At 52.5% G+C, this 15,439-nt stretch carries 18 protein-coding genes; all 18 read right to left on the bottom strand.

What is annotated here, in order from left to right; translation table 11 throughout:
- Positions 1-61 precede the first annotated feature (61 nt).
- The 18 genes from VFO10_RS01650 to VFO10_RS01565 all read right to left on the bottom strand — a co-directional run bounded on the left by VFO10_RS01650 (position 62) and on the right by VFO10_RS01565 (position 14,892).
- Complete coding sequence (locus VFO10_RS01650; protein WP_325136923.1) at positions 62-583, bottom strand: phage major tail tube protein; 522 nt, start codon at positions 581-583, stop codon at positions 62-64.
- A 1,271-nt stretch (positions 584-1,854) separates the two neighbouring features.
- Positions 1,855-2,601 carry a phage tail sheath family protein gene (locus VFO10_RS01645; protein WP_325136922.1) on the bottom strand — a complete coding sequence of 249 codons (747 nt, stop codon included), beginning with the start codon at positions 2,599-2,601 and terminating at the stop codon, positions 1,855-1,857.
- A 16-nt stretch (positions 2,602-2,617) separates the two neighbouring features.
- Entirely contained in the window at positions 2,618-3,112 is a 495-nt protein-coding gene (locus VFO10_RS01640) for a hypothetical protein (protein WP_325136921.1), read from the bottom strand.
- The gene (locus tag VFO10_RS01635) at positions 3,105-3,509 is read right to left on the bottom strand and encodes a hypothetical protein (protein WP_325136920.1); all 405 of its coding nucleotides are present in this window, start codon (positions 3,507-3,509) and stop codon (positions 3,105-3,107) included. Before VFO10_RS01635 ends, VFO10_RS01640 begins: the two co-directional genes overlap by 8 nt.
- Positions 3,506-4,351, bottom strand: coding sequence for a hypothetical protein (locus VFO10_RS01630; protein WP_325136919.1), 846 nt, complete (start codon positions 4,349-4,351; stop codon positions 3,506-3,508). Before VFO10_RS01630 ends, VFO10_RS01635 begins: the two co-directional genes overlap by 4 nt.
- A gap of 309 nt (positions 4,352-4,660) precedes the next feature.
- Positions 4,661-4,852, bottom strand: coding sequence for a hypothetical protein (locus tag VFO10_RS01625; protein WP_325136918.1), 192 nt, complete (start codon positions 4,850-4,852; stop codon positions 4,661-4,663).
- Position 4,853: 1 nt separating this feature from the next.
- Positions 4,854-5,447, bottom strand: a complete 594-nt coding sequence (locus VFO10_RS01620; protein WP_325136917.1) for a phage baseplate assembly protein V — start codon at positions 5,445-5,447, stop codon at positions 4,854-4,856.
- On the bottom strand, positions 5,440-5,919 hold the full coding sequence (locus tag VFO10_RS01615) for a hypothetical protein (RefSeq protein ID WP_325136916.1): 480 nt from the start codon (positions 5,917-5,919) through the stop codon (positions 5,440-5,442). The genes VFO10_RS01620 and VFO10_RS01615 overlap by 8 nt, the downstream gene beginning before the upstream one ends.
- Positions 5,916-6,134, bottom strand: coding sequence for a hypothetical protein (locus VFO10_RS01610; RefSeq protein WP_325136915.1), 219 nt, complete (start codon positions 6,132-6,134; stop codon positions 5,916-5,918). The genes VFO10_RS01615 and VFO10_RS01610 overlap by 4 nt, the downstream gene beginning before the upstream one ends.
- Positions 6,135-6,195: 61 nt before the next feature.
- Positions 6,196-6,951, bottom strand: a complete 756-nt coding sequence (locus VFO10_RS01605) for a Rha family transcriptional regulator (RefSeq protein ID WP_325136914.1) — start codon at positions 6,949-6,951, stop codon at positions 6,196-6,198.
- Between the two features lie 25 nt (positions 6,952-6,976).
- Positions 6,977-8,014, bottom strand: coding sequence for a major capsid protein (locus VFO10_RS01600; RefSeq protein ID WP_325136913.1), 1,038 nt, complete (start codon positions 8,012-8,014; stop codon positions 6,977-6,979).
- Positions 8,014-8,403 (bottom strand): head decoration protein, encoded by a 390-nt coding sequence (locus tag VFO10_RS01595; RefSeq protein WP_325136912.1) that lies wholly within the window; start codon positions 8,401-8,403, stop codon positions 8,014-8,016. The genes VFO10_RS01600 and VFO10_RS01595 overlap by 1 nt, the downstream gene beginning before the upstream one ends.
- Complete coding sequence (locus VFO10_RS01590; RefSeq protein WP_325136911.1) at positions 8,400-9,617, bottom strand: S49 family peptidase; 1,218 nt, start codon at positions 9,615-9,617, stop codon at positions 8,400-8,402. Before VFO10_RS01590 ends, VFO10_RS01595 begins: the two co-directional genes overlap by 4 nt.
- A 185-nt stretch (positions 9,618-9,802) precedes the next feature.
- Complete coding sequence (locus VFO10_RS01585; RefSeq protein ID WP_325136910.1) at positions 9,803-10,114, bottom strand: helix-turn-helix transcriptional regulator; 312 nt, start codon at positions 10,112-10,114, stop codon at positions 9,803-9,805.
- A 17-nt stretch (positions 10,115-10,131) separates the two neighbouring features.
- Positions 10,132-10,464 carry a type II toxin-antitoxin system RelE/ParE family toxin gene (locus VFO10_RS01580; RefSeq protein WP_325136909.1) on the bottom strand — a complete coding sequence of 111 codons (333 nt, stop codon included), beginning with the start codon at positions 10,462-10,464 and terminating at the stop codon, positions 10,132-10,134.
- Positions 10,465-10,679: 215 nt separating this feature from the next.
- Entirely contained in the window at positions 10,680-12,215 is a 1,536-nt protein-coding gene (locus tag VFO10_RS01575) for a phage portal protein (protein ID WP_325136908.1), read from the bottom strand.
- Positions 12,216-12,401: 186 nt separating this feature from the next.
- Complete coding sequence (locus tag VFO10_RS01570) at positions 12,402-14,282, bottom strand: terminase gpA endonuclease subunit (protein WP_325136907.1); 1,881 nt, start codon at positions 14,280-14,282, stop codon at positions 12,402-12,404.
- Positions 14,272-14,892, bottom strand: a complete 621-nt coding sequence (locus tag VFO10_RS01565) for a hypothetical protein (RefSeq protein WP_325136906.1) — start codon at positions 14,890-14,892, stop codon at positions 14,272-14,274. The genes VFO10_RS01570 and VFO10_RS01565 overlap by 11 nt, the downstream gene beginning before the upstream one ends.
- Positions 14,893-15,439: the final 547 nt, after the last annotated feature.

Raw genomic sequence — 15,439 nt, 5'->3', positions numbered from 1 at the left:
CGAAATCGTGGAGTTTTGATAAGGAATAGGATGCTTAAGATTATGTTTCATAAGGCTTCCTTTACGCGAGCTTAAGATTTTTACGGAGAGACGCAAAGTGATCGAAGACACCGTGAACCAGAACCCCGCCTTTTGCGTCGACTTCAAAGGCAGGGATTCCGTCCCGAATGACCAGCAGCGACATTAAATCCATGACAAGAGTCTGCTGTCCCGCCTTCAGATCTGCAACCTTTGCCGTTCCATTCTCGATTTTGCTGATTGATCCGCGCATCGTGTAGATGATCTGGGAGGTCTTTCCCTCGGCACTCTGAAGGTGTCCATAAAGAATTGCCGTGACGAAACCGGCCAAAGGCGAGCCTGCTGCTGCAAAATTTCGAACCTCATGCTCGCTCATTTTGAACGTGGCACTCATGGCCTGAAGTGCCACAGGCTGCTTGATAGGCATGGACATGCCGGCATTAAAGACCTCCTCGGTCTTGTATTCAATCGTAGGCAGTATTACTTCCTCAACCTTGCCTGAATGATCGCCATCGGCAAGGAACAGGTTGAAGTTAACAATGCTATAGGGAAGCTGTGCTGACATGATTTCTCCTTATTTCTTGCAGCAAACGGCAGTGGATTGCAGATCACCCCAGAGAGGCTGAATCCCATTGTTTCGCCAGCCACTGCAGGAAAAGCGTCCGCGTGAGAACTCCGGAGCCCAGGAACTCAGCTGACCGGCAGTGGAGATCTTGCAGTATCCTGTCAGCAAAAACTCATCCGCAGCGCATTCGGAAGAAATATTCATTTGTGGCAGCGAATTTTTTTCGAGAAAGTTACTCACTTCACGGCAAGTACCAGGGTTCCAGCGTCCCGAATCACCCTTTGGGCCCTGCGGACCAGTGCCACCAGTGTCCCCCTTTGGACCCGGAGGTCCAGACGGCCCGGTCGGACCTGCATTGCCCTGTGGTCCCTGAAGAGAGGAAACATCGATCCAGGTGCCGCCAGCGCAGTTGATGCGTCTTGTCCTGTCGTCATACCAGCATCCATCTCCCTGCTCACCTTTCGGGCCCTCAGGACCGACAGGACCACTATCTCCCTTCGGGCCCTGAGGACCTGTGGCGCCTGCGCTGCCGGGTGGTCCTTTCAGCGAGGAGATCTCGATCCAGGTGCCGCCGGCACAGTTGATGCGTCCGGTTCGGTCGTCATACCAACAGCCTTCGCCATTTTCTCCTTGTGGTCCCTGCGGACCGGCAGCACCACTGTCACCTTTGGGCCCCTGAGGCCCACCTGGACCAGTCGCGCCAGTATCACCTTTTGGACCTTGAAGGCCTTGAAAACCCTGGGGACCCGTCGGACCGATCGCTCCAGTATCACCCTTTGGACCTTGAAATCCTTGTAGACCCTGAGGGCCTGCCGGGCCGGGGGCACCTGTATCGCCCTTCGGCCCTTGAAAACCTTGCAGACCCTGAGGACCTGCAGGACCTGTGTCGCCTTTTGGGCCTTGAGGCCCAGTAGGACCAATTAGTCCAGTGGAGGACCCAACCCACTTTCCGGTTGAGTCAATGACTACGTTTTTGCCTATAAAAAGGCTTCGCACATTAACATCAACCGGCATATTCACGTTGCCAGTGGCGCCGGATACAATCACTGATGCAGGACAATCAATCCGACTATCGCAATTGCCGAAGGGCGCATTTTTATGAACCCGAAGAGTCAGATCCGCACCCCGGCTGTTGTTTCCGATGTTATCTATGAGATAGGTATTCTCAAAAATCGGAGCCGGATTATCAGAAAAAGGCGGATCATCCGCCGCCAGAAGGCCAATCGTGGAGACAGGAAGCAGAACCAGGACAATTAGCCGAAGCGAATTCATTATGCCAAATCCTTATAGTAAGCGGTTGTGTTAAAGCCCTCGAAATAAAGCGTTTCAGCCACCGCAACAGGCGTGAAGTCGTATTTCCAATAGTATTTCCCGCTGGCGATCGAGTCAGGAGTATTACGAGCCTGGTCGCGTTCGCAGCTGCCGCCAATGATTGCCTCATCAACCAGCTTTAAATCGCGAAGGTAGTCGTTCACCTTTTGCTCAACAGCATCGACCAGGCGAATTGTAAGGCCTTTGGCCAGAGCCCAGCTGTTTGATGTGACGAGGGCTTCCTCAATGGAATCAGAGATACGGACTTTTTGGATCTGATTGGTCTTGAGATCCTCCGGGTTACCACTTCCACGCACACCCCAGACGCGAAAGCCGTTATCACGCACGATAGTGGCCACCTGCATGGCGTTATACTGCTGAGCCGTGGTCTCGGGATCATCGACCTCAAAAGAGATGGGAAGCGTTGTGCCGAGAACTCCTTCCATAGCCTGATTCGAAGGCGATTCACCAACCTTGATGCGAGCGAATACACCAGCCACGTATGCGCTTGCCGGCACGTCAATTACCCTATCGCCATCAGCAATCTTCACAGTCGGCGAGACGATATAAATCCGTGCATTGCCATTGAGATCTCGGAAAATCTTTAGTTCCGATGCATCGTTTGGTCCATCGACTACCGCAATCGCCTTGAGACGTTTTGCAATGGATGAAAGCTTTAAGACTATCGGATTTGCAATCTTTGCCATTTGTGGTCTATTTCCTTCATTTTTTGCTGCTATTTGTAACAGCTTCAGTAGCCAAGAAAGCCGGCTGCTTTTCTATCGATTCGGTGGCTCTTGTCACAGAGTCCGTGGAAGGAGATTCAATATTCACATTTCCAAATCCCGGAGCGATAAGGATTTTTGGCTTAAATCCCGTGATGCTCTTGGCGTCCAAAAAAGCTTCGATTGCCTTGATGATGTCCACCTGGGAATCCGATGCCGAACGCACAAGAACCACGCGCGCCGACGTCTGCTCCTGAACACCGATCACCGAACTGTAAAGTGTCCCCCTTTCTCCCTTCGCACCCTCTGGATAGATCGCTGCAAGTGCCTCCTTTTTTCCTGGAAACGCAGCCGGTTCATTGGCCTTGAGAACTCCGCTTGCTGGAGCTGTCCCCACTATCCCGACCACGTTGACGGCCGGCGAACGGAAGGTCTCCACCGCCCCCGTATTCTGATTGACCACAATTCCATGGACGTATCCTGCATCAGCCATATCTGACCTCAAATGCTCCGTTAAATATTCGAATGAGTTTCCCTCGCGGTTGCACGGAAACATCCAGCGCAGCGCGTATTGCGTTGATTTCCTGGTCCGTTGGAGCACGGCCCGGATCCACTTCATAGTCTCTCGAATTGAGGCGAACGAATTTTGCGTTGGGAAAGCCTACCCACCCGAGGGCCGTGCGGATGGCAAACAGCGTCCCATGAAGACGGGCAAATTCCCGCACCTCGTCGCGTACCTGAGTCAGATCCAGAGCATGAGGGAGAAGAGGCTCCAGGCCATACTCCCAGAGAATCATCTCCCGTACGACCGGATCGGTGCTGACCCGGATATTTTCGATGTCGGCCCCATCAAACTTCGGATGCAGCCTTTTCAAAATCTTTTCCATCATGCCGCCACCTCCAACGTGAGGTTCAGGCTCGAAATCACTGGATATCGCTCGGGCTGCACGGGAATGTTGCTGACAGGCGAGCGAAGCACAACCGAACGCACCCCGGCCTGATGCAACTCCTTTGAGATCCAGCTGACAGCCGGCGCCCATCCTAGCCGCTTTTCGGCTTCAAAACGGGCGCGGAATTGGGTCTCAATGGCCCCTCTGTAATCCAAGCCATAGCCCGGCATGAGCGAAATCGTACCGCTAATGGTGATGGGAACGGGTGTCGCCAGCCTGAAGGAAACGGAATCCAGAGCGGGCTTTACGCGTTCGCTTTTGAAGGCTTCCGTCAATGCTCCGAGCGCCGCATTTCTGAGATCAGTGGTTTCGCTATTTACAATCACGTGAATGAGGATATCTCCGGCCACATTCTGCACGTAACAATCCTGGATTGAGGCTGTCCTGGCTTCGTTTCCGGTTCCAACTGTGGCCTCGCCGTAGAGGAAAGTCAGAGCCTTATACATAGCAATAGTGCCGGCCGAGGATGCTTCATATTTTCGGCCGCGCATGCGGTCGCGGTAGGCCTCAAAGCTTTCATCTGAACGAATTTTCCCGTTGAAGATAAATTCGAGATCATTTGAAAGCTTGATTAGCTGGGAGTAGGCGGCCGCATTGATCTTCTCGCGGATCACCAGCTCCGTTAGTGCGATCTCGACAAGATGATGCCAGCTTGGATCGGCTGCCGTAGGCTCACTGAAGTCAGCCGTCACGGATTCCCTGCAGAGCGAAGTGAATCGGGCTAGCTTATCGGCAAAAATCGCCTTGAATTCAGGACTCTCGATGATTTTTGGTAGATCCATTTCAGGCGCCCACACTTAAAGACGCATCATCAATCCGCAAATAAATACGCATCCTTTCACCATTTTCCTGCTCAACGACTGACTCGAGCCTGCCCCCCGGTATGCTGGACTCAATCGAGTCGGCGAGCTCGGATGTCAGATCCAGAATTGTCCCTGCACTGATGGAGCGCGCGAGTTGCCTCATGTAATTGGTTCCGTACCAGCGGGCCATGGGCCGGGAACCTTTTCGCGTCCTTAGGCTTCGCCTTATCCCCTGCTGGACCCATTCCTGCCCGCGCAAAAGCTTCCCCGTTTTCTCGTTCATACCCGTCATTGAATTTTCCCCTCCACGATCGGTCCTCCGTTGGGCGGAGCAACGCCGATAACAAGCGCGTTACCCGAGATATGCAAGAGGATCGCCTCCGCGACCTTGTCCCAGGCGATATCGCTGTCACCGTTCACGGATTTGGCAGCGGACTTTAACTTCGCACCGAGCGCACCTTCTGTTCCAGAGAGCGGCATCCTATCCTCCAAATGAATCAATGATCTGTGCCTTGGCCGGGGCCTCAACGGACGCTGGGAGAAGAGGCTGTGGCCCCATCATGGTCGACGTTTTGGAGCCAAAAATAAGCTTCAAAACATCCGAAATTGTTTTGATTAGTCCTACGCGGGCCTTATTGAAAACTTCGAACTTTTCTGTCTCAAACTCGACGGACGTGGCTTTCACGATAAGCTTCAGACCGGCAGGCCTTGAGATGAGAAGGCTATTCGATGCCGTGTCGTATGACAGTTCAAGACCATCATCGAAGGAAGTGATGTGCATATCAGGGCTCTTTGATGGCCTCGGATGCTTCGCGGAGGGAAGGCCACGCAGCACATATCCGGCCTTCAGTTCTCCCCCTGCAGCGAGCACAAGCACCTGCTCCTGTAGCTTCGGCGGTGTCGATGACCGCGGATTTCCCGCCCATTGCTCCAGGCATCCGAGCCAGGCCGTTTCAAGATTTGGACCGAGCCGCACTCGGACTCTACCCCGCTCAAGGTCGACCGCTGAAATGGTTCCAGGCCTCAGGATATTGTCCACGCGCCTTATCAAATCCTGAATCGCCAGATCATTCATCAGACTTCTCCCTGCAAGTTATTACTGGACGGAGATTCGGGCTGATAACCGGAGGCGGGGGACATGCACGCGGCTTTTGATAGTGAACCCAGGCCGTCATGAACAACAGCGCCCTTTGCTTCGCGCCGTCGTGAGTACAGACAAAATCCACTTTCACAAACCGAATTTTTGTCACCTGATCCTTGAGATCCTGGTTCAGCTCAACGGCATGCTCTATTCTTTGCCTCAGCTCTACGAGGTCAGCTTCCGGGTCCCCGCTTTCGACGTTGAATCCAGCCTCCAGCTGAAAGATCACCCGACGTGTCTCCTGCGGCCCTTCGTCAGAAATGAGCCTGTCCGAATCAAAAAAGGTATTGATGCAGGGATAGTCGTCGTCCGTCGCCGGGATGGTGTTGGCCGAGAAAAGCTTCCAGCCCGGCACAGCTAGCTTTACGGATTTTTCAATCTCGGAGCGGATCGTGAGAAGCTTCAATATGTCCTCACAGCTGGCTTTGCCTGGGCCAGGGCAAGGTCAACTTCCGCAGCCCCGTTTCCTGAAAGGCAGATGCTTTTGATTTCATAGACCCGGCCGTTTTTCATTCGCACGACTTCGTCTATCTCACTCATGAGCGCCGCATCAGCGTCTTCAACCAGAAGATGAATCAACCGCGAATACCCTCCAGGGCTGATGCTTCTCTCGGATTTCATGTCAAATTCCGTAAAACCGGCTAGAAAAACCCTTCCCTTATGGATAAAGGGCTCTGATAACTCAGGAGGCAACATGATCATCGGCTCCGGCTGCATTGAGCCCCAAGAGCGGGACTCCATCCATGCTAAAAATAGGAACCTGGATTACTTTTGCGGCATAGGCCTTTGGCTTGCATCGTTCAGCCAGCTCCTTCACATCGTCAAGCAAATCAACGAAGCGCTGACTGAAACGATCGTTGGGGTGAAGTTCAGAAATGAAAGACTTCAGGTTTCCCCACACAAGGCTGATACGCTTATGCTGGAGCCGGGCGTGGTTTTCGATCTCGTTCATCTCCGCAATTGTCTTTGCGCCGGATACCCACTCCTGCTCCACATTTCCATCAGCTGTGGCTTTCATCTGAAGGTAGCCGTATTTGTGCCGATACTCTTTTCGATGCTGAGGCAGGGCTGACGTGTTTTCAGAGCGAATCTGCTCCTGTAGCGCATGGATGATGTCCGCACGACGGTTGAATTCAGCGATGAACTCAGCCTGTAAACGCCCAGCTTTTTTACCTGTGAATCCGAAGACCACTGCCCAGAATCCATCCCGCGACAGCACGTACATCCTGTTCATTTTGCCGGTCTCATCCCGATATTCACTCACCGCAAAATTGCGTTCAGTAAATGATTTCGGGTAGTTAAAAGACTTTTTGCGAATTGCGCGCAGAATGTCGTGGTGATTCTTTTCAAATTCTCTCGCCAAAATGAGCGAATTGGTCACAGGCTCGTTTTCGGTGCCGATGTAAACTCGATCGTCCTGTTTTGAAATCAGATCCATGGAATATTCCCTTTATCTGTGTGATTCAGGAGGCAATATCAATCAGCTCAGCGCAGTTGGGATCGAAGCTTCCAAGGATCGGCGCCGACTGAAGTTCAACAAAACGAGTGCTGGGGGACTCGATCTCCCAGGACTTCATAAAGACGGGAGTCGGCACGAGCTTTGCCTTGAGGTCCCAGATGGCACCGAACATCTGGACGCCATGGATATCGCCCGTGGTCAAAAGCATCTGCTTTGGCCCAATGAAGGGTTTGCCCTCGGGATCCTTGGCTTCCAGCTTGAAAAAATCGACGCTCCCAAAATTCCCGACGTAAACGAGGTTTTCAAATGACTGAAGACCTGGCGAAAGCCTCAACCGAACCTCTGCGTCGCGCCTGAAGTCTGAGACAATCTCTTTCAGTTCACTGTTTCGGAGGAGCATTTCCTCTGCATCGGCACCAATCCAGGCGATATTGGGGCTGGTATTGCGTCTGTTTTTTGAAGCCATATTCGAGCGGCGCTTGTTTAAGAATTCGCGCATTTTAAATTCGGGACTCGCCCAGGAGTTGTTGCCGGAAAGACTGATATTCAAGGATTTATCGCGACCAAAATCCAGCTGAGCGTCAATTCCGTCGCCCTTGACTGTCAGCTTTCCCGTTTTGACAAGCTCGGCCGCCATGAGCTCGAGACGATTGCGCCAGCGATCCTTGAGGCGCCTCAAGTCCTGGGCCAGATAGTATTCCAGGCGCTGCATGGGCGAATATTCGCCGCCAAATTTTTCCCCGGGAATACGGGAAAAGCCAAGGTCGGGCGTGAGATCAATTTTCTCCTTGATATATGCCGGCTTGAATTCATTCGTTTCATAGCCTTCCCGGCCAAAGGTCGGAGCTTCACGTCTGGGACTGACAAAAGGCGAGGCACCCTTGGTCTTCCCAGGTACATCATCAAAGTAGACCTTCTCACTGTTCGACTGAATAACAGGGTACTTTGAAAAAAAGGTATCGAGAAAGAGCGCAGCCTCAGGAACAATCTGATCGAAAAGACCACCGAGGTAGTAGGTACTGTGGATATCAAGATTCGCCATTATTTTTCGCCCTTATTGATAAAGATGCCGCGAGCGGCCAGGTCTTCCACCACCGAAGCCATGGTGTGACCCCGTCCGACCGTCAGATCGAGCCAGAAGGCGGCGCACTGCCGGTAGATCTCGCCTTCCCTGTCGCTATCGGTTGCATCGACATCGACCTGCAAGATGCAGTAGGCTTTTTCGCTTCCGTCCGTGACAGGGGTGCCATCCTCATTTTTCGCAGCACACAGCACGAATTTTCCGTTGGGTTTGCGACCGAGAATTGAACCCATGACAAGCTTTTGGCCCTTTTCAATGACGACTGAATCACGCCGGATCTGCTCGTGACCAAGCCTGATCCCTTTGGGTTCAAACTTTGCGACTTTCGTATATCCTGGCTGGTATTTCATGTGATCTCCCGCAGCCTGATGGTCCCGGTCTTTTGCAGCATGGCAAACGTGGCCTTAAGCCGCTCATCAAGCGACTGAGGCCCTTCGCCTCTTGCACTCTCGATCGGCAGGGCATTGAGACCCGAGAGCTGACTGTCCTCGGCCTGCCTTGAATCAGGTCCTGGCTTCATGGGATTTTTCTGGGCTTCCCGGATAATGGCCGCCATGGCCTCATGAGCCGGTAGGCCGCCTTCCACAAGCCCTTTGCAGAACTCCTCTGAAACGAGGCCTTTTGCACTTTCCCGGATGGAAGCGACACGTTTCTGCTCGGCGTCCACTTTCTCAAGCACTGAGGCTGCGCCGATCTCCTTGAAATGCTGCGCAATCTCCGGGTGTTTTTCCGCAATATATGCGGCAGTAATCTCTTCCGAACTGGTCACTGTTTTCTCTCCAAGTGTTTCCATGACTTTTTCCAATGTCGAAATCCCGTCGACAAGGCCCTGTCTTCTGGCTTTTTCGCCGACGAAAACAGCCCCCTGTCCGTAGTTTTTCAGGACACTGTCGCGGCTTATTCCGCGGTACTGTGCAACCTTTCCGATAAAAATCTCTGCAAGGGCATCAGCTCTTTCCTGAAGCGCCTCAGCTCCCTCAGGAGTACCAGGATCACGGTTTTTATTGGGAGATTGGCTGGCCACAATTCTGATTTCCCCTTCCATGTCGCCAGAAAATGCAACGATCTGTGTTCCGATACTGCCCACAATCGCCGAGTCCGAGGCGTAGATCCGGTCACATGCGCTTGCGATCCAGTAAGCGGCCGAGGCCCCATAGTCGGATATGTAGGCGAGGATGGGCTTTTGTCCCCGGGCACTGAAAATTGCGTCGGCAAGCTCCGAGCAGCCGCCGGCTTCACCGCCAGGGCTGTCGATATCAAAGAGAATGGCATGAATGGACTCATCTGAGAGCAGCGAGTGAAAATCACGCATGAGCGTCTCGTAGGAGGTGGCTCCGCAGTGTTCCGTCATGAGATTTGCGCGCATAAAGAGTGAATCACGGACCGGGATCACTCCGATCCCGCCCCGATTGTGAGCTTTTCGGGCTCTTTTAATGGGCTCGCCCGCATATTTTTCAAGAGCCCCTTCTTTTTTCCGGTTTTGAACGACGGCGAGAAGGCTTCTCAAAGCCTCTTCGGTCATGGCCCAGGTTGATTTGGTGAGATAGCTCAGAAGGTAAGACAAACGATACCTCGCGTTAATCACGAGGTGAACATATCCACTTCAGAAAGGGTGTGGGAAGGGCCTGGGTGCTCACAAATTAGTGAGCACTGTAAGTGTTGACATGAGATTCAAAGAGGTTTAGATTGCGCGACCTTTTGGGATTTGATGCAAAAATCCTGCGTGGAACTGCAGGGTTTGCAAGGAAGTCAAGCAAGGCGTTTTATTTCAAACGTAACATTCTGATCAAGCTTTGCTGCAAACTCCATAAGTGAGTCTATCGTCATTCCCTGAATTTTTCCGTTCATAACATTGCTTACGCGCGACTGGGGAACATCAAGAATTTTCGAAACCTGATGCTGAGTCAGCTCGCGCTGCTTTATATTATCGACAATATAGAGCCAAAGTTCCTGTTTGAAACGCAAGCGGGCGCTCTCGTCTGGGCGGAAACCCAGATCCTCGAAAACATTGTCGCCTTTGGTATATTCGATGTATTCTTCGTTTTCGATTTTCTTTTTCATGGTCCGTTCCTTTCGATTTATTTCAGAACCTGTTCCATGGTCTTATAGCGAAGCTGTCCTTTTTCGATTTCAGCTTTCGGGGTTTTCTGGGACTTTTTTACGAAAGAATGAAGCACGATAACCTTGTCCCCACGGTTCACGACGTAAAAACAGCGACCAACGTTTCGACCTTCACCGTCCCGAACCCGGATTTCCAGAACCCCCTTACCCACTGTGATCATGGGTTTAAAGTCCCGAGCTTCCAAACCTTTTTGAAGCAGTCGCAGATCGAAACCTATTTCGCGCTTTACGTCCTCAGGAAGATCTCGAAGTTCTTTCAACGCATTCCCAATCCAAAGCAGATCTTTCACTACGTCTCCTGTCAGGTACTATATACCTTTTCGGCAAAAAGTGATTCATAAATTATATATAATTTAAAAATATTGTAACTGGCCAAATTGGCTGGAAAAATTCGGAACCTGTCCAGCTTAGCCCCCGTACTGGCAGGCACATTGCGCAATCCCGGCTAGGTTCCTGGCCTTTCACCCGCATTTGCTTCACTAGGCTGTAAAGGCCACCCTTTGGCTCAATTAGGCTTGAGTTGTGCGGCTTTTTCTGGACTTGTTGAAAAAAAGGGTTTTTCCTCTTCCAGCTCGCGCATAAGCTTGTCGAAATCGCGTCCGCGCGACTCCAATATGGATCGGCGCGAGTCAAAGCCGTTTTTAACGTCCACCTCGTGAGCCTTGGCATCCTTCAGGGGATCAATCGACTCCATCTCGCTCCCACACCACTGAGTTCGAAGCCAAAGTTTTCTTTTGAGCGGGCTCTCGAAAAATCCGGGAGCTTCCAGCAGCCCTGCGCGAACTGCGTCGGTAATGACCCATTCCCATACCGGCTGACAGAAAGAGGAAACGAGCCAAGCCCTTCTCGCCTTGAATGCCTTCCAGGCTTCCAAAATCGCCCCTCTCGCAGCTGAGTACGAGGATTGAAAGTGCTGGGTAAGAACTTCGTAGGGAAGCCCCAGGCCTATCCCTATCTGCTTGATCACCGCCTGGACAAAAGGATCATAGTTGGAGTTCGGCCGACCTGGAGCCGCGGTCATGACCTTTTCATTCGGCAAAAGCTCCACGATTGTCCCCTTGGTTGCCTCGATAGTATTGGATCGCCGCCCAACCGGCACTGCCGCTCCCTCGTCATCGCGTGAGAGGTGGGCCTGTGATCTGTTGCCGAAGGTTCCGCCAGTTTCGGTCGTAATGAACATCGAATAGTAGGCGTTGATAACCGCGGCCGCGATCTCGGCTTCGGAATATCTGGAGATCTGTTTGAATTTCTCGATAATCGGAGCCAGGAGCGGTTCGCCGCGACTTTGTCCTATGAGCCGCTGCTGAAAAATATGAAGGGCCAGCGGCTGGCCTTCACTATCAAAGCGAGGGACCCTGACGGTCTCCGTTCCCAAAAAGAGGTTTGCACCAGGCTTTGCCACATGGAAGGCGACCGGAGCGCCATCCCGAAACTCCACCCCCTCTCGGACATCCATATTGGGGTTTACATTCCGATCCGGATTCCGAAGCCTTGCCCCATCAATAAGCTGAACAGAGGTGGAAAGAATCGCGCCCGGTCTTTTGGAAAACCGCCTGACAGCGAGGCTGTCACCATCCAGAAAGGCTGCACGGAGCACCTGGGCCTGCATGAGGGGAAAGCTGGCGGTTTCGTGAAAATCCGCTGTATCGCTCCCCATGTGCATCTCAAAGATGATTTCAGCCATCTGCTCGAACTCCCGGGCTCGTTTCTCTGTGACACCAAGGAGTCTATGATCTATGCGGGACTGAGGCCTAAGTCCGTCCGAGACAACGTTGGTCACATAATTTTCGATCGCCCCGCGGGCAAGCCCTTCGTTTCGATCCAGATCTCTCGACTGGTCCCGCAGCGTTCGCATGGAGCCCAAAAGCGCGTCATCCGTGCTAGCGGATGCGGGAAACCAGGCGGACGTCGCGGTATTTTCCCTGGATGTGGACCGATAAGGGGCATCCGGACCACGAAAGATCGGAAATAATTCTGATGCCTGTGCTTTGGCCGCTTTATTTCTGGCCCTGGTCTGGGCGGCATTAACGAGGGATCGCAAATATAACTCCTTCTCCATTTTGCCGTCTGATCGCCATCTTCAGCTTTGCCTCACGGTCATAAAGATCCTTGAGCCTTGCCCGGACGACATTGCGCCGATGCTGGTTCACCTCAACGTCAATCTCCTGGCCGCCTTCCTCAATTCTGGCAATGGCCCGCTGGACTGAGTCCAGCTGCTCCTCGAGTGTCATGACCTGTTCCTTTCCTCGGCCAGACTTTCAAGCTGCCCGCAGATTTCGTCTATATTCTGCCCCATGAACTCCCGCGCCGCGTCCGCATATCGCATGCAGTCATGGGCATGATCGTCAATTCCAGGCGTTGTGTAGTAGGCAAGCTGATCCTTGCCGTCGCGCTTAACCCATTTGCTTTTGGGAGCGGTCAACTCCCTATAAAAGCTTTCTTTCAGGCCAGGACGAAAATGCATGAGACCGGGACCTCCATAGACCATGGTGATCCCGTTTCTTGCAGCCGTACGCATCTCCTCCAATTTCTTCTGGCACCGTCGCAGACACGAGAAAAGGCGCCCGTGCGTGGCAAGCTTTCCTACTGGGAAAAGGTGAATGTCTGCTTCCTTCTTGTAGCTGCTCGACCCAATGATCGGTGCAGCGCGGTCCTTTGCGCCCTTGATGGGGAGAATGAACTCTTCCTCCCGACCGCGGCAAAAGTCATAGACCGCGCCGGTATTGTGCCCGCCGGTATCTATACAGGTGGCTGCAATCCTGAGCTTAAGACGTCCATTCACCGAGTGGCCATGAATAAACTCCCGCTGAAGGATGCAGTAAAGCTCCAGCCATGTGGCCTCCTGGTTGCTGTCGCCATTGATCCTTTCGTGATGCACCACCCAGCGCTCACCGTCCCGGCCCCAGCCCATGATCACAAGGTCCACGTGATCGGGGTGCGTATCAACGCCGGCCGTGAGATAGCCAATTCCCTGAGGAAGGCGGTTCTCCTCTGACCAATCCGGCTGTTCACAGTTTCTGAGATCATTGGGATCGATTGGCTTCATGGCTGCATCCTCGTAAGGAAGGCCAAGACAGTTGTTCACATACACCTTTTTTTCCTCCGGATTATCCGCCCCCTTAATAAGCTGCTCGCGTGTGCTCTTCCAGGACCACATGCCGACCGGGGCATAGAGCGCCGGCAGATGGTAGCCGCGGGCATTGGCGATCCTTGGCGTCACGGTCGGACGCCATTCGCCGCCCGCAAGCATCGCCGTCTTGTCCTGCTCGTGATGCGCTGCGTGGCACTTTTCGCAGCGAAAAACTGGGATTTCGAGAGAGAAGTCAATTCCCTCCTCGGTGATGAGCTGCATGTGACCGCATGAAAGGCAGGGAACAAAATACTTCCGCTGGTCAGTAAGAAGATACTCAGCATGGATTCTGCATTGCCCGGCGATGGACGGGGTGGAGACAAAGTAAAGCTTTTTGCGGCCCTCGTAGGCGGAGGTCCGGCCAATGGCTAGGCCTACCGGATCACCATTCTTCTGGGTGTTGGCAAGGTACGCTGAAACCTCATCAAACAGAACATATTGAAACGAGTGGGAGCGCAAAGCCGAGGTGGACGTGGACGTTCCGAGGAAAAGGCAGCCACCAGGGAAGGATTTTGTGAGAATGCTGTCCTTCTCCAGCTTCTCTGTCCTATTCTCGTCTTCGATTTTATCTCTGAGCGACTTGCAGGATGCGATGATGGGATTGATTCGATGCTGAGAAAACGTCTTTCGCAGCTCATCATTTGGCTGAACGATGAGCATATAGGTAGGCGCCGCATCCATCACATGAAGCGTCCAGGCGAGCCCTGACAGGGTTCCGCCGGTCTGCCAGCCTTTCATAAGGACCAGCTTCTCAATCCCATTATCAGGCATTAGAGCATCAAGGATCTCGTAGAGATATGGGGTCTTTGAGAAATCAACGAGGCCAGGGAATGGATTCTTACCAGGAGCTAGATAAAGGTTACGCTCTGCGTGCTCTCGAATGCTCAGTTCTTCGCCGAGCCGAATTGCGGAAACGATTCCGCCACGGATATCACCAAAAGGGCCATAATTCAGATCCACCCCAGGACTAAAAGCCATTCATGGACTCGTCATTCAAGCGCTTTTCTTTGTCCCGCTTACGTTCGTCGTCGATGATATCCGCGGCTTGATTCAGGGCTTTACGCACTTCACGTTTGCTTGCCTGTCGGATCTGAAGGACTGCGTCGTCCATCAGCTTGTGCTTTTCTGGGGAAATATTATCCCCGTCCTCCCGCAATATTCCAAGCATGATTGGACGCAAAAGTTCAGAAATCACCAACGGAATATTCATCATGGTGTCACGAAAAGTGCGTAATGCCTCGGATATGTGAAGCAAGGTGGTAGCCACAGGTACCAACTGATTGCATGCCTTCTCGAATTCAAACCGTTTCATAAGAGCGGCATAATGCCGATCCATTTCGGCAGAAACATCGCGTGGCATCACGCCTGCTGTGCGGCTTTTCCTTTTACGTACCCGCGAATCCTTCATCTCCTCCTTGTGCATGATCCATTCGTAGCACCCCTGCGCCACGACGATCCGCACCTTTCCGTTCTCCCGAATAACTGAATCGGTAAGACGGGTTCCTCCTTGCACTGCACGCACTACAGCGGCGTGATCCACTCCGACGATACGCGCGAATTCCCGAATTGTTGCTGTTGGAAGGTTCATGGCGTGTCCTCACAGGGGCCTAATTAGCTGCCCCCATAGGTAGCTGATAATTGAAACCCATCAACACGGGAAGGATTCAGGTGCTCACAAATTTGTGAGCGCAAGGAATGAAAAAAGCATTTGACATATAGCTATCCAGAGGCAGCGGTGATCGCCAAAAAAGTGCGAAATCACCAATTCCGCATCCTTCAAAGTCTTGCTGCTCTTAACTTTCTGGAAAAATGGTGACGTGGTGACAGAAACTTTTTTTCATCGGGAGCGAGAGGGGGAAGTTGATCGTCAACCATTACCGGACGGGGTGCCAGGAGGACCCAAAACTTTAGTGATCATCAAACCTTTGGCTTTGGGCGGCAGTATGCGTCCGAGTAGTAAACGGATCATCAATCCAACATTATAGCTAGTGGACTGAAGTTACCCGGATTCCGTGGAGCCATCTGTTAAGATGAATCCATGAATATAGGGAGTCTAACTTTGAAGCCAGAAAAGTCTGCCAAATCAAAAAGTAAGCGTCGCACCTTTTCCCCCGAGTTCAAATCTGAAGCGGTCA

The sequence above is a fragment of the Oligoflexus sp. genome (genome assembly GCF_035712445.1).
Taxonomy (GTDB): domain Bacteria; phylum Bdellovibrionota_B; class Oligoflexia; order Oligoflexales; family Oligoflexaceae; genus Oligoflexus.
The sequence above is the reverse complement of the archived record's forward strand: the minus strand, read 5'-3'. Positions and strand labels throughout refer to the sequence as shown.